General features: G+C 51.6%; 14 protein-coding genes. 3 read left to right on the top strand and 11 right to left on the bottom strand.

The annotated features are described in order from the left end of the window. Positions 1 to 34: 34 nt before the first annotated feature. From EYB30_RS07475 to EYB30_RS07450, 6 genes are all read right to left on the bottom strand, one after another. Complete coding sequence (locus tag EYB30_RS07475) at positions 35 to 487, bottom strand: hypothetical protein (protein ID WP_166838295.1); 453 nt, start codon at positions 485 to 487, stop codon at positions 35 to 37. Between the two features lie 91 nt (positions 488 to 578). After that, positions 579 to 875, bottom strand: a complete 297-nt coding sequence (locus EYB30_RS07470; RefSeq protein WP_166838294.1) for a type II toxin-antitoxin system RelE/ParE family toxin — start codon at positions 873 to 875, stop codon at positions 579 to 581. Next, the gene (locus EYB30_RS07465; RefSeq protein ID WP_166838293.1) at positions 872 to 1,105 is read right to left on the bottom strand and encodes an addiction module protein; all 234 of its coding nucleotides are present in this window, start codon (positions 1,103 to 1,105) and stop codon (positions 872 to 874) included. The genes EYB30_RS07470 and EYB30_RS07465 overlap by 4 nt, the downstream gene beginning before the upstream one ends. A gap of 127 nt (positions 1,106 to 1,232) precedes the next feature. After that, complete coding sequence (gene glmS / locus EYB30_RS07460) at positions 1,233 to 3,062, bottom strand: glutamine--fructose-6-phosphate transaminase (isomerizing) (RefSeq protein WP_166838292.1); 1,830 nt, start codon at positions 3,060 to 3,062, stop codon at positions 1,233 to 1,235. Between the two features lie 45 nt (positions 3,063 to 3,107). After that, entirely contained in the window at positions 3,108 to 3,875 is a 768-nt protein-coding gene (locus EYB30_RS07455) for a DeoR/GlpR family DNA-binding transcription regulator (RefSeq protein ID WP_166838291.1), read from the bottom strand. Between the two features lie 59 nt (positions 3,876 to 3,934). Beyond that, positions 3,935 to 7,819 (bottom strand): two-component regulator propeller domain-containing protein, encoded by a 3,885-nt coding sequence (locus tag EYB30_RS07450; RefSeq protein ID WP_166838290.1) that lies wholly within the window; start codon positions 7,817 to 7,819, stop codon positions 3,935 to 3,937. A 245-nt stretch (positions 7,820 to 8,064) separates the two neighbouring features. Here EYB30_RS07450 and EYB30_RS07445 point away from each other — a divergent pair, with 245 nt between their 5' ends. Beyond that, the gene (locus EYB30_RS07445; RefSeq protein WP_166838289.1) at positions 8,065 to 9,855 is read left to right on the top strand and encodes a flavodoxin domain-containing protein; all 1,791 of its coding nucleotides are present in this window, start codon (positions 8,065 to 8,067) and stop codon (positions 9,853 to 9,855) included. On the opposite strand, the gene EYB30_RS07440 is transcribed toward EYB30_RS07445, so the two are convergent. Then, on the bottom strand, positions 9,852 to 10,409 hold the full coding sequence (locus EYB30_RS07440) for a YceB family lipoprotein (RefSeq protein ID WP_166838288.1): 558 nt from the start codon (positions 10,407 to 10,409) through the stop codon (positions 9,852 to 9,854). The genes EYB30_RS07445 and EYB30_RS07440 overlap by 4 nt on opposite strands. 156 nt (positions 10,410 to 10,565) lie before the next feature. On the opposite strand from EYB30_RS07440, the gene EYB30_RS07435 reads away from it, so the two are divergent. Both EYB30_RS07435 and EYB30_RS07430 read left to right on the top strand, forming a co-directional pair. Continuing rightward, positions 10,566 to 13,472 carry an EAL domain-containing protein gene (locus EYB30_RS07435; protein WP_241697992.1) on the top strand — a complete coding sequence of 969 codons (2,907 nt, stop codon included), beginning with the start codon at positions 10,566 to 10,568 and terminating at the stop codon, positions 13,470 to 13,472. Positions 13,473 to 13,602: 130 nt separating this feature from the next. Further along, positions 13,603 to 14,742 carry a dicarboxylate/amino acid:cation symporter gene (locus tag EYB30_RS07430; RefSeq protein WP_166838287.1) on the top strand — a complete coding sequence of 380 codons (1,140 nt, stop codon included), beginning with the start codon at positions 13,603 to 13,605 and terminating at the stop codon, positions 14,740 to 14,742. Positions 14,743 to 14,915: 173 nt separating this feature from the next. Here EYB30_RS07430 and glmU read toward each other — a convergent pair whose 3' ends face one another. The 4 genes from glmU to EYB30_RS07410 all read right to left on the bottom strand — a co-directional run bounded on the left by glmU (position 14,916) and on the right by EYB30_RS07410 (position 18,926). Continuing rightward, on the bottom strand, positions 14,916 to 16,280 hold the full coding sequence (gene glmU / locus EYB30_RS07425) for a bifunctional UDP-N-acetylglucosamine diphosphorylase/glucosamine-1-phosphate N-acetyltransferase GlmU (protein WP_166838286.1): 1,365 nt from the start codon (positions 16,278 to 16,280) through the stop codon (positions 14,916 to 14,918). A 97-nt stretch (positions 16,281 to 16,377) separates the two neighbouring features. Further along, on the bottom strand, positions 16,378 to 17,262 hold the full coding sequence (locus tag EYB30_RS07420; RefSeq protein WP_166838285.1) for a TraB/GumN family protein: 885 nt from the start codon (positions 17,260 to 17,262) through the stop codon (positions 16,378 to 16,380). 51 nt (positions 17,263 to 17,313) lie between these two features. After that, positions 17,314 to 17,667, bottom strand: coding sequence for a hypothetical protein (locus tag EYB30_RS07415; RefSeq protein WP_166838284.1), 354 nt, complete (start codon positions 17,665 to 17,667; stop codon positions 17,314 to 17,316). A gap of 8 nt (positions 17,668 to 17,675) precedes the next feature. After that, on the bottom strand, positions 17,676 to 18,926 hold the full coding sequence (locus EYB30_RS07410) for an HlyD family secretion protein (RefSeq protein ID WP_166838283.1): 1,251 nt from the start codon (positions 18,924 to 18,926) through the stop codon (positions 17,676 to 17,678). Between the last annotated feature and the right edge of the window lie 113 nt (positions 18,927 to 19,039).

The following is a 19,039-nucleotide window of genomic DNA, read 5'->3' as shown; positions in this document are numbered from 1 at the left end:
TACAACAACAAACGTTAAGTTTGTCCGAACCCGATTATTCAAAATGAAAAACTCTGCTATCCAGCCCGGCATTGTTTCCCAGTTCGGAATCGTTAAATTCAATCAGATAAAAGGACTCAGACGAGTTGGGCCTGTCATCAGTAACGACTTTAAAGTAAAAACGATTTGTGAAAAAAATGGAGTTACTGCCGTAAACACCGGTAATTTTGAACATAGAGCCAGCAGCAACGTTAGTTCTTGATAGCACTTCTGGACCAGAGAAGTTAGGCTCTGGAACAATATAAACGTAATCTATTTTCTGATCTCTTATTGAGCCAAAAGTAACGCCTAAGGCTTCAGTTTCAATCTTTGTGCTGATGTTTTTACCGATGAAAGCGCTAAATCTGACATAGTCACTGATATCGACGTATTTTGTCGGTGTACATGACGCCAGAGTCAGTAATGACAGCAAAAACAAGGCATGGAAAGTCTTAAATTTGGCAATCAATATGTAAATCCTTTTAATTTCTTAATACCCTAAACTTGGTTATACAAAAAGCAAAACGATTTTTGGTACAAGGGCAGTGTGGTGTAAAGGCTTAAGCTTTACGACTGTGCCAGAAACCTGGTCTGCGGCTTTGGTGCATTACGGCAACTACATATAGCTCGTTATTAAATGGAAAGTACACTACGGCAAATGGAAAACGATGCAGTAGAAAACGGCGGGCCTTTTTACCAAATTTGGGCCAGCTTTGTGGCATTTGGCTTATTAAACTGTAGGCTGACTCCAGCTCGTTGATAAAGTCATCACCCAGGCCATCTAACTGCAATTGATACCAGTTGTAGGCATCGGCAATATCCTGATAGACCGCGGGGTGAAACTTAAGCGGTGTCATTCAGCTAGGTCTTTACCCAACTGCTTTTTTATATCCTGCCACGACACAGCAGCTACATAACCAGCTTCAATTTCGCCTACACGGTGCTCAGTTGTTGCCAGCCACTGCTGTTCGGCATCGTCATCCTGTTGCTGATCGAGGCTGGCGATCAGCGCATGCGCCAATCTGGCGCGCTCATCTGCTGTCAGGCTTTTACTGGACGCCAGTACTTGTTCAAATAAGGTAGTCATGTTTGCTGCCTTAACGCTGTGGAATTTTGATTGTAGCAGCTTGGTTTACTGAGCCAAGCTGGGAAAATGGCAATAAAAAAGGCCATCACAGTAAACTGTTGATGGCCTTATTATTTTTAAGCGTAAATTATTCTACCGTTACACTCTTCGCCAGGTTGCGTGGCTGGTCTACGTCGGTGCCTTTGATAATGGCGACGTAGTAGCTCAGCAGTTGCAGTGGCAGGGTGTAGACGATAGGTGCCAGGATGTCGGCGACGTGTGGCACGTTAATTACCCGCATAGTGGCGTCAGACTGGAATTTGGCATCGGCGTCGGCGAAGACGTATAAAATACCGCCGCGGGCGCGCACTTCTTCGACGTTAGATTGCAGCTTTTCTAACAGCTCATTATTCGGTGCGACCACGATAATCGGCATTTCTGCGTCAATCAGCGCCAGCGGGCCGTGCTTTAACTCGCCGGCGGCATAGGCTTCAGCGTGAATGTACGAAATTTCTTTTAGCTTTAACGCGCCTTCCATTGCAATCGGGTATTGATCGCCACGGCCTAAGAACAGCGAGTGGTGCTTGTCGGCAAACTCTTCGGCCAACGCTTCAATTTGCGGCGCTAAAGTTAAGGTTTGCTCTAGCTTGGCAGGCAGGCTCTTTAAGGCGTCGGTCAATTCACGTTGCTGCGCCGCGGTTAGGCCGTTGTACTTACCAATGGCCATCGTCAGCATGGCCAGGCCTACCAACTGAGTAGTAAAGGCTTTGGTGGAGGCGACACCGATTTCAGCGCCAGCGCGGGTCATAAAGGCGAGATCTGACTCACGTACCAGTGATGAGCCCGCCACGTTACAGATGGTTAAGCTGCCCAAATAGCCGGCTTCTTTGGCTAAGCGCAGCGCGGCTAAGGTGTCGGCGGTTTCGCCGGATTGCGAAATGCTGACCAGCAGGCTGTTTGGCTGTACGAACGATTTGCGGTAACGAAACTCTGAGGCGATTTCAACGTTACAGGAAATGCCGCCTAACGACTCTAACCAGTAGCGTGCCACCATACCGGAATGGTAACTGGTACCACAGGCGACGATTTGCACGTGTTTTACTTGTTTGAACAGTTCGGCAGCGCCGTTACCAAAGGTTTCGTCCAGCACAGAATCGGCGCTTAAACGGCCTTCCAGCGTGTTGTTAATAGCATGCGGCTGCTCGTAAATTTCTTTAAGCATAAAGTGGCGGTACTGGCCTTTGTCGCCGGCGTCGTAGCTAACGTTAGACTCGTGCACTTCACGCTCTACCGGCTTGCCGTCTTTATCGAAAATGGCCACGCTGTGACGGGTAATTTCGGCCACGTCGCCTTCTTCTAAGAAGATAAAACGGCGCGTTACCGGCAGCAGCGCCAGCTGATCAGAGGCGATAAAGTTCTCACCGATACCCAGGCCAATGACCAGCGGGCTGCCAGAACGGGCCACCACTACGCGGCTGCTATCGGTTTTATCCATTAATACGGTGCCGTAAGCGCCATGTAACTGCTTAACCGTGGCTTGCACCGCCGCTAACAGTGAACTGGCGGCTTTTAACTCTTCTTCCACTAAATGGGCAATAACTTCGGTGTCGGTGTCCGAGGTAAACACATAACCTTTGGCTTTTAACGCTTCACGAAGCACAGCGTGGTTTTCGATAATGCCGTTATGCACCACGGTAATGTTGCTGGACACGTGCGGGTGGGCGTTGCGCTCGCTTGGCTCGCCGTGCGTAGCCCAACGGGTGTGAGCAATACCAGTACCGCCGCTAACCGGCTGGGCAGCAACGGCATCAGATAACTCTTTTACCTTACCTAAACGGCGCAGCCGGGTTAATTCGCCGCTTTCGGTGACCACTGCCACACCGGCCGAGTCATAACCGCGGTATTCTAACCGGCGCAGGCCTTCTACCAGAATGTCTACTACATCACGCTGCGCTACTGCGCCAACTATGCCACACATATGTCTTCTCCAGAATTTAAAATCGTATTGGTTATAGCAGGGCGTTTACACCGCAACGCGGATAACTTTGACGCCCTGTTGTTCAATTTGTGCCGCATCTGCTGCGGCTAAGCCTTCATCGGTTACCAGCACTTTAATCATTGACCAGGGCAATTCCAGATTGTGGATTTTGCGCCCCAGCTTGTCAGACTCCAGCATGACGATCACTTCGCGCGCCACTTCAGCCATCACCCGGCTTAAGCTGTACAGCTCATTATAGGTGGTGGTGCCGCGGGCCAGGTCGATGCCGTCGGCACCGATAAACAGCTGATCAAAGTCGTAATTGCGCAGCATTTGCTCAGCCAGCTGGCCCTGAAAGGCTTCTGATTGCGGATCCCAGGTACCGCCGGTCATCAGCAGCGTTGGCTCGTTTTCCAGCTCGCGCAGCGTATTGGCAATGGCCAGTGAGTTGGTCATCACCACCAGGCCGCGCTTGCTTGCCAGCTCCGGCAGCAGGGCGGCAGTCGTGCGGCCACTGTCGATAATAATGCGGTAGTGATCTTTGATCAGGCTGGCGGCGGCTTTGGCAATGGCAAGCTTTCGTTTTGAAACCTTTTCTAAACTGCTGTCGCTGACAAAGTCCTGCGGTACCGGCACAGCGCCACCATAGCGGCGTAGCAATAATCCGGCCTGCTCCAGCACAGTGAGGTCTTTGCGAATCGTCACTTCTGAGGTATGAAACTGCTCGGCCAGCTGCTCAACCGACAGTTCGCCCTGTTGCTGCAGCTGGCTGACAATCAGATGCCGGCGTTGTTGAGTATTGCGTTTATTCATATCTTTCGATTAAGTTTCAAAACGAAAGATATTTTAGCGACATTTAAGAATTTTGCAACTTACGCTGACGATTTATCCGCCGCCCTAACACCAGGCAGACGAATACTGTACTGCAACCCCGCTCCTGGTGGGCTACTGACGTCAATTTGACCTTTTAACCGCACCGTAACCAGATTGTAGACGATATGAGTCCCCAGGCCGGTACCGCCCTGATGCCGTTTGGTGGTGAAAAACGGATCGAACAAACGCTGCAGATTAGCGGCGTCCAGGCCACTGCCGTTGTCGCTGTAGTGCCAGTGCAATTCTGTGTGTTCGACGTGCAGCTGCAAATGAATTTGCGGCTCTGCTACATCGGTAATGCCATGCAGCAGACTGTTCATGATCAGGTTAGTTAATATTTGTGCTATCGCCCCGGGATCGGTATGCATGTTTAACTGCTCAGGCGCCTTTAGCGTGACATTGCAGCCGTACTTTTTTAACTGCGGCTGCAAAGACAGCAGCACATCACCGATATAGCTGACTAATTCTATATCACGCACGCTATCGTTTGACTGATCGACTGAGATTTGTTTAAAACTTTGTACCAGATCGGCCGCCCGGCGGATATTACTGTGCAATATGCGCAAACCGTCGTTAAACTGCAGTAAAAAGCGCTCAAATACACTTTTTTGCATCCCCCCCTGCTGATAACTGCTTTGTAGCAGGCTAAGTTCTGTTTGCAGATGACTGGCCGCAGTAACACAGATACCCAGCGGCGTATTAATTTCATGCGCTACGCCGGCCACCAGGCTGCCCAAAGACGCCATTTTTTCCTGCGTAACCAGCTGTTTCTGCGTCGCCTGCAACCGGGTATAAGAGTCTGCATTGGCCAGGGCAATGGCGATATAGCTGGCAAGCGTGCGCAACAGCGCAATTTGCGATTGACTGTAGGCATAAGGCCGCGGACTTTGTACCGATAACACCCCAACCGCTTTATTCCCGACAACCAGCGGAAAGTACAGCACTGACTCCATGCGCTCGCCATACAGTGGCTCGGGTAAGCAAGGTACATAGTGCAGAAAATCGGACCGCTGCATCACTAACAATTCTTGCTGCTGGCGAAAGCACACTACCGGTAACGCATCGCTGTTATTCAGGCTGATCTCAAATACCGGTGCCAGGCTGTTGTTTTCCATCCAGAATACAAATTCCAGCTTATGTTCTTGTTCGCGGTGCAAACCAATAATCAGCACATGCGCATCCAGCATCTGGCTTAAATGCTGATGGCAGCGCAGTAATACCTGCTCGGTGTCCAACGAGGCGGTAATTTCCCGTCCCAGTTGCTGCAACAACGTCATATCCTGATATGACAACTGCAATGCCCGATGCTTTTCCTCCAACTCGGCGGTGCGTTCTGCAACCTGCTGCTTTAGCATTTTACGAATAGTGCGTTCACGACGGATCCGCTGCACCAACCAACCACCAACAGCCAGTAAAACACTGGCGATACAAAGCAAACGAAACCACCAGCTCATCCACCAGGGAGGTAATACCGTTATCGGCAAGCTGATTTCATGCTGCCACAGCCCCAGCGGTAACCGGCTGGCCAGTAAAAACTGATAGCGACCTGGCGGCAACCGCGTATAGGTAGCAACCTTGTTGCCGGCACTGGTTTGCAGCCAGTCCCGGTCAAACCCCTGCAAGCGGTAACGGTATTGCCGCAACTGCGGTTGCACAAAGTCGGGGGCGGCAAAATGCAGACTAAACATATCCTGGCGGTAGTTCAGGCGAAGCTGCGATAAATAAGGCAAGGCAACCGGCAACAGGTCGTTATCTGCACTGGCCGGCGTTACCGGCTGATTAAATAAACTAAGGCCGGTAAACTGCACCTTTACCGGATCGGCTGCCGCGCTAAGCCGGCCAGGTTGGTAGTAATCCAGCCCATAGCGGCCTCCGCGAAACAACCAGCCCTGCGCCAGTGCCCAAGCGCCAATCCAGGTAGTACTTTGTAAACCATGTGCCTCCGACAGCGGCAAATAACCTTCGCCGTGCGGCAATAAATAGTTGCGATACAGCATACGAAAGCCGTTGGCACTGCGATAAATGTTGTCGTCATCGGCACTGCTGCGATAGGCTTTAAAACCGCTGACACGGCCCGGCTTAGCCGCATCGCGCAGCACACGGTGATCAACATTACCTGCGCGCACCCACAGTTGGCCATGTTGTTCGTACAACAACTGGATACCGTTAAATAATAAGCCGTGGTTGCTGCCGGCATGCTGTTGCCAATAATCCATCTCTGCAGCTGACAATCGCACCAAACCTTTGTCGGTAGACCCCAGCCAGATGGCGCCGAAATAATCTTCCGTGATGGCGGTAATAGCGTCAAACGGCAGTTGATACTGCGCAATGTCAGCCTGGGGATGGTAGTGCGCCAACACGCGGCGATCAGGGCCGAGTAAAAACACACCGTCACCACGGCTGCCTACCCATAGCTGCTGTTTAGCATCCTGATAAATGACGCTGATATGCGGTTGGCGCGATGCATTCAGTAAGGGAAAGCGTTGCCAATGCTGCTGCGCCGGCGCCAGCAGAAACAAACCCTGGTCGGTACCCACCCACAGCTGCCCCGTGGCATCCTGCTTTACCGCGCGCGCCAGCGTAGGCGAATGCTGCGCCAGTTGCGGTAAGGCTAAATGTTGTTGCAAACGATGTGTTATAGCGTTAAACCACAGCACGCCCCCCTGCCGGTTTGCCAGCCACACTTGTTCAGGCGACACTATATCGATGCCAAAAATATCAGCCGCCGGCAGCAGGGCACTGTTATCGGCCTGGTGCGGCAAAGTCCGTATTTCGCGGGCAAAACGACTTAAGCCACTAAAACCGGCCTGACTGAGTAGCCACAGTGTCCCCTGACGATCAAACAGCAGCCTGCTCAGGTTATTGTCCGCCAGACTAAACGCCAGCTGTGGCTGGTGGGAGAAATGCTGCCAGTGTTCGCTGTGTGCCGGCCGGTACCACAACCCCTGGCCATAAGTTGCCAGCCACACCCCGTGCTGGCTATCAAATTGCAAATCGGTAACCGGCGCCTGTAGCAGCGCGGCAGGTTGTTGCGCTGGTAACGCAATATTGCCATCGGCATTAACTGTTGCGATGCCACCACCATAGGTGGCCAGCCAAATCATATTGTCGTTGCCAACCTGAATACGGCTAACTGAATCAGCCGGTAATGCCGAATTAGCGCTGTGATAGCCGCGTAACTGTCCGCTTTGAGGCTGCCAGCTAATCAGGCCGCCGGTCTGCTCTGCCGCAGAGCGCAGAGGGGCATTGCCACTGCCCAGCCAAAGCCGGCCATCGGCCGCGGCATAAATGTCATTAATATAACGGCTGCTAACACCGTCAACCAACGCAGGTAGCTCTACCCGCTCTAAACTCTGGCTATCAGCCTGCCACTGAAACAAGCCCTCACCATAGCTCCCCAGCCAGATCGTACCCTGGTTGTCCTGGTGGATTGCTGAAATTTCTACCGTTGCACTGTCAGGCTGTAATAATGGCAGCGCAATGCGGCTAAAGCGCTGCGTTAGCGGATCATAAAGGTTTAAGCCGCCATAGCGGGTACCTATCCATAAACGTCCATCAGCGGCAACCAACAGCGCCGACACCCAATCGGCCGATAAACTGTCAGCATCATCGGCAACAGCGCGAAACAACTGCACATTATCACCATCAAACCGGTATAAGCCATGCTGAGTACCCAGCCAGAGAAAGCCGGCCTGATCCTGGGCGATAGCCGTGGCCAACGGCGAAATATTGTGGCGTGCCGACAGATGAATAAAGCGGCTATATACAGAGGCAACTGGCTCAGCGGCCGCAGCAGATGTCGCGGCAGTGGTAGCAGAAGGTAATACTAACAAAACCGTCGTCAGCCAGAGCAGCAGTGCTAAACGGCTACTTGCAGTGTTCACATCACACCCGCCTGCGGTTCATCCATCCTTGAAGTATTGCCGCAAATGTTAACAGCTGCAAGGCAACAGCTGACCGCAAATTATTAATGATAACTATTTGCATTTAATAATAGTTCGTATTATAGTCATTGCCGTCAACGGACTGACAGCGGTAACCGGCCCCGGATGGGCTTCTCTGGTTGTTGTTTTACTTGTCTTGCACATTAAGGGGTGGGTTTTGCCGCCCCTGCTTTTTCTGAGGCTTTATGTTACAGCGCTGGCAAAATATGCTGGAATGGCTCAGCATCGCTTTGATATTGCTGCTCCCCCTGCATCAGTTTTATTATCACCCCGGTGAACTGCCCAGCGCTGCTATCCTGTTATACCTGCTGCACAGCATTACCGTTGCCGCCAGCCTGCAGCTGAAGCACCATTGCCCGCCCGTGCCCACCATACAAGGCTTTGCCTGGCTGGAGCAGTTTTTACTGCTGGCGCTGCTAATAACACTGCTGTACTACTGGTATTTACCGCTGGCGCCGTTCAGCGCACCGGCGATACAGTGGCTATGGCTGGGCTGTCAGCTTAGTAGCGCCGGCCTGATATTACGCCTGTACCTGACGCTAACACGACGGAATGTTACTAACACGGTAAATACCAACAGTCCCGAGCCAGCTCAGCGCTGGCTGGTTGCTTATGCCAGTCAGTCAGGTATGGCGCTACAGTTGGCCCGGCGCAGTGCGCAGCAATTGCAGCAGGCTGGCTTTAAGGTGCTGCTGACTGAACTGAATCAACTGAGCCGGCAACAGCTGGAGCAGTATCAGAAAGCGTTGTTTATCGTCAGCACCTATGGCGAAGGTGAGCCACCGGATAACGGCCAGCAGTTTTATCGCCTGGCACAACAATGGCAGCATAATTTGCAACAGCTGGAATACGCTGTACTGGCATTGGGCGACCGCAGTTACCGGCAATTCTGTGCCTTTGGCCATTGGCTGCAACACTGGCTACACAGCCGCAACGCTACAGCTTTACAACCCCTGCTGGAGTTGGACAGCGCTCAGCGCGATAGCAACAGCTTACAACAGTGGCAGCAGCTAATAAGTGGTGTTAGCGACAGCAACGCTGTGCTAACTGAGCCAGATTGGCTGCAGTTGCCCCTGCTGAGCCGCTATGTCGCCAACCCCGGCAGCACCGGCTTACCCTGTTATGTTATTAAGCTGGCATTGCCTGCCGGCCAACAATGGCAGGCCGGCGACCTTATTGAAGTACAACCCGAAAATAGCAAATGCGACGTTGCGCTGTGGCTGACCCGGCAGCAACTGCACGGTTGTCAGGCGGTACGCTACCAGGGCCGGCATGTGCCGCTGTGCTGGGCACTGGCCGAACTGCAGCTGGACAAGGTGCAGCACCCGGCCGCTGACGAACCACTGGACATCTGGCTTAGTAACCAACCCCGCTTACCGCTGCGTCGCTATTCGATTGCGTCAACACCGGATGAAGGCTGCTTAATGCTGCTGGTGCGCCAGGTACAGCGCCCTGACGGCCGCCTGGGCATAGGTTCCGGCTGGCTAACTGCCTGGGCGACAGAACAACAACCAGTGCGGCTACGGTTGCAGGCGCATCATCAGTTTCATTTACCCGACACTCACCGGCCATTGATTTTTATTGCCAATGGCACCGGTATCGCCGGTATCAGAGCACTGCTGGCACAACGGGTAAAGCACGGCCAACGACGAAACTGGTTGCTGTTTGGTGAGCGGCGCCAACAAAGTGATTTTTTCTTTGCCCGGGATATTCAGCAGTGGCAGCAACAAGGCTTTATCAGCCATTGCGATTTGGCCTTTTCACAGGATCAGACGGAAAAACGTTATGTGCAGCACCTGCTGGCAGAGCAACAACAGCGCCTGTTACAGTGGCTGGCACAGGGGGCGGCCATTTACGTTTGCGGCAGCCGGCAGGGCATGGGGCAAGCGGTGCATCAATCTTTGCTGGCCGCCGTGGGCGAAGACGGCCTTAATCTGTTACAACAGCAAGGCCGCTATCGGCGTGATCTGTATTAATTTTTACCCGGCGTAAAGCTAATACGGCCGTTTTGTACCGCCATATTCAGCGGCACCGCGCTGAGCAACTTTAACGTCGGGTTACTGCTATCCAGTTTATACACCGGATTATTGGCTAAATAACCATTCACCAGCTGCAGTAGCTCATTGCTGACCGGCGCTAAATTACCGCGATAGCCTGCGGCTTCAATGCTGGAATCAAGCAACTTAACCGAGCGTAGGTATATTGCCTGCTGCGCGGCATCATAATAAGGCACGCCCTCGATCTGCAATTGCAGATTGGCCGGGTAACTTAAACCAAACAAGGATAAAGCGGCACTGGCCGTGGTATTTAACCGCACCAGCTCAGAATTATCCGGGCCTATATCTACCTGCATCGACTCCACCTGCATTTTCAGCGGGATACCGGCAACATTCGCCTGCCGTGTCAGTTTCGGCACCTGCTGGCGTAGCAGCTGCTCTACATCTGCCTCTGTTACGTGATAGGCCGACAGCTGTTGTAGCTGGCTACAGGCAGTTAACAATAGCACTATTACCCAAGGTATAAACTTCATCTGTGCTCCTTTATATGGCCTGCCTCAGGCAGCGCCCGCCACTGTACTATTAAAAGCCTTAGCCGCCGCTGAACACCGGCTGGCAGCACCTGCGCCAAATCAACCTTGGCGCTAAAGTATATCGGCAGAATGCTTGAATAAACAACTAAAGCAGGTATGCTCACTTTAGTAGTAATTACTAATTTAACGAACGACACCAACGCCCTGATGCCAAACCCTATACCCGTTTATGTTATCGCTGCTCCGTCATTAGCCAAACCGGCGCTGTTCTTGCTGGGGTTAACTTTATTGACCTTTTTTCCCCTGCTATTCGGGCTGAATTTACCCCAGCTGCCACATGACGTCTATTTGCCATTGCATACTACGCTGGAAGTGATCGCCGTGGTTATAGCGGCGATGATCTTTGCCATTATCCGCGAACAGGCGCTGGTACAGATGACATTACGCGGCGCCGTGATTGCCAGCGCTTTTTTTGCCGTATTCTGGTTAGATTTAGCCCATTTATTGTCATACAAAGGCATGCCTGCCTACTTCAGCGACAATAACCCGGAAAAAGCGATTAACTTCTGGCTGGCGGCACGGCTGTTGGCCGCCAGCGCAATTTGTGTGGTCATGCTGCCGGTTGCTGATAAGGCTATCCCGCTGAAACGCTATTATCAGTTGCTGCTTAGCGCCACCGCCTTGGTGTTGCTGTTACATTACTGGTTTATTTTGCAACCCGATAGCGTGCCACGCACCTATATTGACGGCCTTGGCCTGACACGCTTTAAAATCGCCGCTGAATATCTGGTGATCTTGCTTAATCTGCTGACCGTGTTTTTAATGCTGCGTTATCGCCGTCAGCATAACGCCTTTCATATGCCGGCTCTGCTGGCTGCTGTGATCACCATGATGCTAAGTGAGTTTTACTTTACGCTATACAGCGAGCTTAGCGACAGCTTCAATATCATTGGTCATTTACTGAAACTATTGTCGTATTTGTTCTTGTACCGGGCGCTGGTCTACGAGACGCTGGCGGCACCTTATGCCCAGATACAACAAGCCCAGGCAGAGTTATCCGCCACGCTGGCTGCAATACCGGATATTTTATTTGATGTCGATATGCAGGGCCGGTTTTACCAGGTGCATCGCCGGCCCGAAACGCAGCTATATCTGGAGCCGGAGCAGTTTATTGGCAAAACTGCACAACAAGTCTTACCGCAGCATGTCAGCCAGGCCATGCAAACGGCGATAAGTCAGGCCTATCAGCGCCAGGGCTGCTCTGATGCCCAGCAGTATGCGCTAACGATAGGCCGGCAAGCTGAACCCAACTGGTTCCAGGTAATAGCCGCGTTAAAACCATCATCAAGAGGCAACGCCCGCTTTATTCTGGCGGTGCGAGACATCACAGCACAGAAAAACGCCCAGGCCACAGAGCAGCTGAACGCGTTGGCATTTCATACCCGCGAAGCCATTATGATCACCGATGCACAGCGGCGGATTATTCGCGTTAATCCGGCATTTACCGATATTACCGGCTACAGCGAAGCCGAAGTGATCGGCCAAAAACCCTCGGTACTGAGCTCAGGTTTACACGACAAAAAATTCTATCAACATCTGTGGGACATCCTGCAACAGCATGATGTCTGGAGCGGCGAAATCTATAACCGGCGTAAAAACGGTGAGGTGTACCCGGAGCATGTAGTGATTAATGCGCTGAAAAACAGTGAGGGTGAGGTTACGCATTATATCGCCAGCTTTAACGATATCAGCAAGGCCAAGGCAGACCAGCAGCGTATTCACCGGCTGGCGTATTATGATCCGCTGACACAGTTACCTAACCGGCGTTTATTGCTGGAAAAAATTGCCGAAACTCAGGCCGAATGCAAACGCAGCGGTGATTACGCCGCCTTGCTGTTTATTGACCTGGACCATTTTAAACGGCTAAACGACAGCCTGGGCCACTCTTATGGCGACGAGCTGCTGTACCAACTGGCAGACCGGCTGCAACTGAGTATCAGGGCCACAGATACCCTGGCACGGCCCGGTGGTGACGAGTTTATTTTGCTGGCACGCTTGCTGACAGACGATGAAACCAACGCCGCGCTGGACGCGCAGAATCTGGCAAATAAACTGCTGCAGGAAATCCGTCAGCCGTTTATGTTAAAACAACACCAGTACTTTATTACCGCAAGCATAGGCGTGGCGCTGTTTAATGACGACAGCAAAGCAATAGATGAGCTGATGTCGTCTGCCGATCTGGCGATGTATCATTCCAAAGAAAGTGGCCGCAACCAGTTATACTTTTTTGAACCGCAAATGCAGCAAAACCTGCGCCAACGTCAGCTGCTGGAGTCGGCGCTAAAACAAGCACTGGCAAACAACGAGTTTAGATTGTTTTACCAACCCAAAGTGAATAAACAAGGTGAAATAGCCGGTTACGAAGCCCTGATACGCTGGCAACACCCGCAGCAGGGCCTGGTATCACCAGATGTGTTTATTCCGCTGGCGGAAAGCTCAGGGCTCATTATCGAGATTGGCCGCTGGGTACTGCAAAGCGCCTGTAAGCAAATCGGACAATTTTGTCAGCAGGGCACACCATTACCCATAGCGGTCAATGTCAGTGAGCGCCAGCTGGCGCAAAAAAGCTTTGTCGCTACAGTACAGCAGATCCTGGCGGATACCGGTATTCGGCCGCAGCTGTTGGAACTGGAACTGACCGAAAGCATGCTGCATGACAACCTGGAGCAAACCCGGCAAAAACTGGCAGCACTTAACACGCTGGGGGTGGTATTGTCGCTGGACGACTTTGGTACCGGCTATTCATCGTTGTCCTACCTGAAAAACCTGCCGATCAGCGTGCTAAAAATTGACCAATCTTTTGTGCGCGAATTTCTTACCCAGCAGACTGACCACGCCATAGTGCGTACCATCCTGGCGATGGCAGAATCATTATCGCTGACGGTGGTAGCCGAAGGTGTCGAACAACAAGCACAGTTTGATGAGCTGGCTCGGTTAGGCTGTGATCTGTTTCAGGGTTACTTATTTGGTAAACCGGCGCCGCTACATGCGCCGGACACTTAACCTGGTTGCTCCACGTGAAACACCGCAGACCAGCCAAACGCAGTCAGCGCTGTGAAGTTATGCTATGCTCAGCCGCGATGCCTCCGGGGTTACATCAGGTATAACGAGAACTTTATATAACGAGAAGAGTATGGCGCTAATTTTAAAACTGATTGCCGGCATCGTGCTGGGTATACTTTGCGGCCTGTATGCACCGCACGCTGTCACACAACTACTGCTGACCTTTAAAGCGTTATTTGGTCAGCTGCTGTTTTTTATTATTCCTTTGCTGATTTTATTCTTTATCACCAGCGGTATCGCTGCCTTGCCTCGTAATTCTGGTAAGTTGCTTGGCCGCACGCTAAGCATTGCTTATCTATCAACTATTGTCGCCGGTGTACTGGCGTTTTTAGTGGCCAGTGTTGTCGTGCCTATGCTCACCACAGCAGCCAGTGCAGCACCTGCCGCCAGCGGCGTGAGCTTAACGCCCTTTGTTGAGATGAATATTCCGCCGGTATTTAGCGTGATGACAGCACTGACGCTGGCCTTTGTGTTTGGCTTAGGCATAGCAGCCACTCAGGCACAGCAATTAAAGCAGTTGTCTGATCAGGGCCGCGATGTGATCCAGCTGACACTCAGCAAAGTGATTATTCCACTGCTACCCGTTTATATCGCTGGTGTCTTTGCCCAGATGGCCGCTGCCGGCACCGTATTTGGCACCTTAAAAACCTTTGGTGTGGTGCTGGTATTGGCGGTGGTGCTGCACTGGGCCTGGATTATTACACTCTACGTGATTGCCGGCATTAAAGCTGGCCGCTCGCCGTTTGGCTTAATTAAAAATATGCTGCCAGCCTATTTTACCGCCTTGGGTACAATGTCGAGCGCCGCCACTATACCGGTATCGCTGCAGGCCACCAAAGCCAATGGCGTAAAGCCGCATGTGGCTGATTTTACCGTGCCGCTGTGCGCGACCATCCATTTATCCGGCTCTACTATTACTATTGTCAGCTGTGCGGTGGCGGTAATGGCGATGCAAAACGGCCTGGAGATCCCTTCGCTACTGACTATGCTGCCATTTATTTTAATGCTGGGCGTGGTGATGCTGGCCGCGCCGGGCGTGCCGGGCGGCGCTGTGATGTCGGCTGTCGGTTTACTTGGCTCTATGCTGGGCTTTGGCGAAGCCGCCGTAGCCTTAATGATAGCATTGTATATGGCGCAAGACAGCTTTGGCACCGCCTGTAATGTGACCGGTGATGGCGCTATCGCCGTGCTGGTAGATAAAGCAGAGTAAAGGATACCTGATGGCGTAGGTTGGAATCCCGATTTGGTCGGCACAGAGTGTCTGAGCCCTGCCGTAGGCAAAAGGGCGAGTTGCTGTGACGCGCCAAAGCGGGAGTTGCAACCGAAGCCCCAAAAGTATTACTGAAATAAAACAGCCCGCAAAAGCGGGCTGTTTGGTTTAGCTTACTTTTTAATTTTCACCGGCCGCTGCCAGCCTTCAATATGCCGCTGTTTAGCGCGGGCTACTACCAGCTCGCCGTCGGCGGCATCGCGGGTTAACACTGAACCGGCACCGACAGTCGCATTAATGCCTACAGTAACCGGCGCCACTAATGAGCTGTTCGAGCCGATAAAGGCGCCATCTTTAATGGTAGTAACAAACTTATTGGCGCCGTCATAGTTACAGGTGATAGTACCGGCACCCACATTGACCTTGTCGCCTATTACCGCATCACCCAGGTACGTTAAGTGGTTAGCTTTTGAGCCTTTGCCCAGCGTGGTTTTTTTCATCTCGACAAAGTTACCCACATGGCTGTCGTCCAGCATTACGCTATCCGGCCGCAGGCGGGCATAAGGGCCAACCGAGCAATCGGCGCCAACACTGGCTTTTTCGATCATCGAATTAGGCTTTATTTCGCTGTTATCGCCAATAACACAGTCTTTTAAAATACAGTTGGCACCAATCGTCACGCCTTTACCCAGTACCACTTTACCTTCGAAAATCACATTGATGTCGATCATTACATCGTTGCCTACTTCAACGCTGCCGCGCACGTCGATACGGGCAGGGTCACGCAGGTTAGCGCCAGCCAGCATCAGCTCTTCCGCTTTACGCTGCTGATAAGCCCGCTCCAGCGCCGCTAATTGTACGCGGTTATTGGCGCCTTCTACTTCCATCGGGTTCTGCGGTTGGGCGGTGGCAATGTCAACGCCTTCGCTATGCGCCATGGCGATAACATCGGTTAAATAGTATTCGCCCTGGGCATTGCTGTTTGATAACCGGCCTAACCAGTTTTTCAACTGCTTACCCGGCAGCGCCATAATGCCGCTGTTAACTTCCTGTATTTGCAGCTGCGCAGGCGTGGCATCTTTTTGCTCAACAATACCGACAACTTTACCGTTATCACGCACAATGCGGCCATAACCCGTCGGGTTAGCCAGGTTTACCGTCAAAATGGCCAGGCCATCGGCCGGCTTTACCGCTAATAATTGCTGCAGGGTTTCTATGCGGGTTAACGGCACATCACCGTATAACACCAACACGGTGTCATCATCAGCAATATTCGGTATCGCTTGGGCAACGGCGTGGCCGGTACCTAACTGCTCGGCCTGTAACACCCAATGCAGTGACTGTTCCCCCAAGGCGGCTTTTAACGCGTCAGCACCATAGCCGAACACCAACTGTGGTTTATCTGCACCTAAAGCGCGGGCGGTATCAATTACATGCTGTACCATCGGCCGCTCGGCGACCTTGTGCAGTACCTTGGGTAAATCGGATTTCATTCTGGTGCCTTTGCCGGCAGCCAGGATCACTACATTTAATGCCATAACAGAATCCCTGTAATCGTGTTTGTATCGACAATGGCGCTATTCTAATAGATAACGCCGCAGATTACAGGGGCAGGGTGAAGTTTTGCTGAATAGGCTAATGAACTTGCTGTACCTTGTAACCCGCCTGTTGCAGCAGCGCCAGCACACTATGCTCACCCGCTAAGTGGCCAGCACCAACCAGCACCAGCTCTTTTTCTGTGTTAGCAAACATTTGCTGTATTTGTGGCAACCAGGCCTGATTGCGTGCCACAAACATCGCCTGATACAGCACAGGATCCAGCTGTTGTGCGGGCTTTACCACCAACTCGTCCAACTTAGTCATATCTCCGGCGCGCCAGGCATCAATCATGGCGCTAAAGTAAGCTTTAAAGTCGCCAAATTGCGCTAAGTTCATGCGGATAAAAGCATCTTCATAGCCCTCACCCATGTTGGCCAGCAGCTGGATTTGGCTATCAAGGCTTTCTAAATACGCTAACGTTTTACCGTCGGCCTGGGCTTTTCTGTCAAAATACACATCAACACCTTCGCCAGCCATTTGCGCTTTCATCACTTCCAGCGTCAGCATTTGCAGTACAAGAAAGCCCGGTTTATAGCCATCCAGCTGCTGTAGCGGTACATCGTAGGCTGCAAAATAGTCCGCGACCTGCTGGTACACCTCCGGCGACAACACCGTTGATAAACTGCGGCCGTCACGATAAGCCATGGCCTGCATCATTGCACTTTGTGCGGCGGTGTCAGTAGGCTCGGGCATCTTGGCTTCCAGCACCAGGGTATCAGTCGCGTTATAGGCCATTTCAAACTCGGGGGGTAATGGAAAGGCCGATGGCGGCAATAAATGCACAGTGCCGCCAATATACAAATAGTCATCGCCTTTGCTAATTTTCCATAGCGAGCTTTGCGCCAGCGCTGAGGCACTGCACACCGCCAAGGCCAATATCAGTGCACCACGGCACAAACGACCAAGATGGTTATAGATCATTTTTTCTCTTATCGGTTTCAACAGCCATTGTCACGCTCTGTGTCAGTGCTTTTACCTATAGGCCGGCGGCAGTCCTGTGGCGCGATATTGCACTGCGGCCAGTTCAAGCGTTTTATCATTTGTTGGATAAAAACCCAACTTCATTTCATCCGGCTTCAAAGACGCATAGGTAATAGAAAATAACTCCAGTTGCACCTTTTGCCCGTCAGCTTCCAACTGATAAGCTTGCCCGACTGTAAAAAAGCTTTTGTGCCTTTTTGCCGCCCAAAAATATACCATATTGTCGCTGGCTTGACTGTAGCGATAAGGCTCAGGCAGTGTCAGGTGCACCGGCAACCAGAACAACCAATACCACAACGCACTTAGCGCACACACTATTGTTATCAGAATGGCTTTGTTCATCATAGCCTCTGTTACAGCCGGCCACGTAAGCTCAGAATAGGTTCAAATAACCAGTTCAACAGGCTACGCTGCTCTAATACAATATCGGCACTTAGCAACATGCCTGATTGCAAAGGGACCTCAGCACCATAAGCGCTGACCGCCTGAGATGCCAGCTTAACATGTACCTGATACACAGGCTCATTTACCGGTACCGGCGTGCTGACCTCGTTTGGCAACAAAATTGACTTTGAATACTGAGTGACTTCACCCTTATATAAACCAAAGCGCTGATAAGGAAAGGCGTCATAGCGCATACGCGTTTCCTGGCCTGGGCGGATAAAACCAAACGCACGGGTAGGTACCAGCAACACTGCATATAAATTGCTGTCTTCGGGCACTATGGTCAATATCGATTTACCGGCCACCGCCATACTGCCTAGCTCGGCGACCAGATTGGTCACCCTGCCTGCGACGGGGGCTGTTAATAGTACTTCGCTGCGGGCCGACATTTCAGTTTGCTGTTGCGATAACAGCGCCAGCTCGGTTGAGATTTGCACCTTTTGCTGTTCATATTCACGCGGCAAGGCATCAAGCTGCGCCTCCAGCTGAATAAGCTGGCCATGCTGTGCCTGATAATTTATCTGCAGATCTTTTTGCTGTTGCTGCATACTCAGCACCAGCTCACGCTGATTGTTCAGTTCAGTGTTAGATATATGACCGAGCTGGCGTAAATGATCAAAATCGGCCAAACGCTGCTCATTTAATTTAAAGCGCTCAGCCATTACTGCCTGTTGTGAACGGATTTCGTTCAGCTGCGCTTTAATGTTACTGATACGTTCTTGTAATGCCTGCTGTTGTTGCTGAAAGCTCACCTCGTACTCTTGCAAGCGAAAATGTAAATTGCTGCGCTGTTGCTCTAATGCATTGAGCAACTGTGAACTAAGATTGAGCCCCTGCACCAAGTGTTCATCTGACGAAATTAATGCCAGTTTTTGCCCGGCCGTTACGGTTTGGCCGTCTTCTACAAACAGCGAAACCACAGTACCATTACGTTGTGGCGCTATTCTTGCGACACCTAAATCGGGTTTTAAATAACCGCTGACGGTTTCTTTGCGGTTAAAAGATGCCTGGCTTAAAAAGATAATGGCCAACAGCACGACGGTGATCAGCGCAGCAACCAGCACTGTCGCTTTAATTGGCTGGGCAATGATGACATCGCCATCTAACTTTACACCTTGCTGTTTTACGGCTTCAGGCCGGAATAAACTTTCAGAACTCATGACCAATCCCCTTGAAACAATTACACACCAGTCTAGGGCAGTACAAATTTATAACCAGCTGCTAAAAATGACAGGGTAGAATATTGACAGACGGCTAATGCGGTTATATCTTT

This window comes from Rheinheimera pleomorphica (assembly GCF_011634895.1).
GTDB lineage: Bacteria > Pseudomonadota > Gammaproteobacteria > Enterobacterales > Alteromonadaceae > Alishewanella > Alishewanella pleomorphica.
This window is presented reverse-complemented; position numbering and strand designations above follow the sequence as displayed.

Coding starts and splice junctions, on each gene's coding strand:
- EYB30_RS07415 (WP_166838284.1), bottom strand. CDS start 17,667: ATGATGAACAAAGCCATTCTGATAACAATAGTGTGTGCGCTAAGTGCG.
- EYB30_RS07455 (WP_166838291.1), bottom strand. CDS start 3,875: ATGAATAAACGCAATACTCAACAACGCCGGCATCTGATTGTCAGCCAG.
- glmS (WP_166838292.1), bottom strand. CDS start 3,062: ATGTGTGGCATAGTTGGCGCAGTAGCGCAGCGTGATGTAGTAGACATT.
- EYB30_RS07470 (WP_166838294.1), bottom strand. CDS start 875: ATGACACCGCTTAAGTTTCACCCCGCGGTCTATCAGGATATTGCCGAT.
- EYB30_RS07465 (WP_166838293.1), bottom strand. CDS start 1,105: ATGACTACCTTATTTGAACAAGTACTGGCGTCCAGTAAAAGCCTGACA.
- EYB30_RS07410 (WP_166838283.1), bottom strand. CDS start 18,926: ATGAGTTCTGAAAGTTTATTCCGGCCTGAAGCCGTAAAACAGCAAGGT.
- EYB30_RS07440 (WP_166838288.1), bottom strand. CDS start 10,409: ATGAAGTTTATACCTTGGGTAATAGTGCTATTGTTAACTGCCTGTAGC.
- glmU (WP_166838286.1), bottom strand. CDS start 16,280: ATGGCATTAAATGTAGTGATCCTGGCTGCCGGCAAAGGCACCAGAATG.
- EYB30_RS07435 (WP_241697992.1), top strand. CDS start 10,566: ATGCTCACTTTAGTAGTAATTACTAATTTAACGAACGACACCAACGCC.
- EYB30_RS07420 (WP_166838285.1), bottom strand. CDS start 17,262: ATGATCTATAACCATCTTGGTCGTTTGTGCCGTGGTGCACTGATATTG.
- EYB30_RS07430 (WP_166838287.1), top strand. CDS start 13,603: ATGGCGCTAATTTTAAAACTGATTGCCGGCATCGTGCTGGGTATACTT.
- EYB30_RS07445 (WP_166838289.1), top strand. CDS start 8,065: ATGTTACAGCGCTGGCAAAATATGCTGGAATGGCTCAGCATCGCTTTG.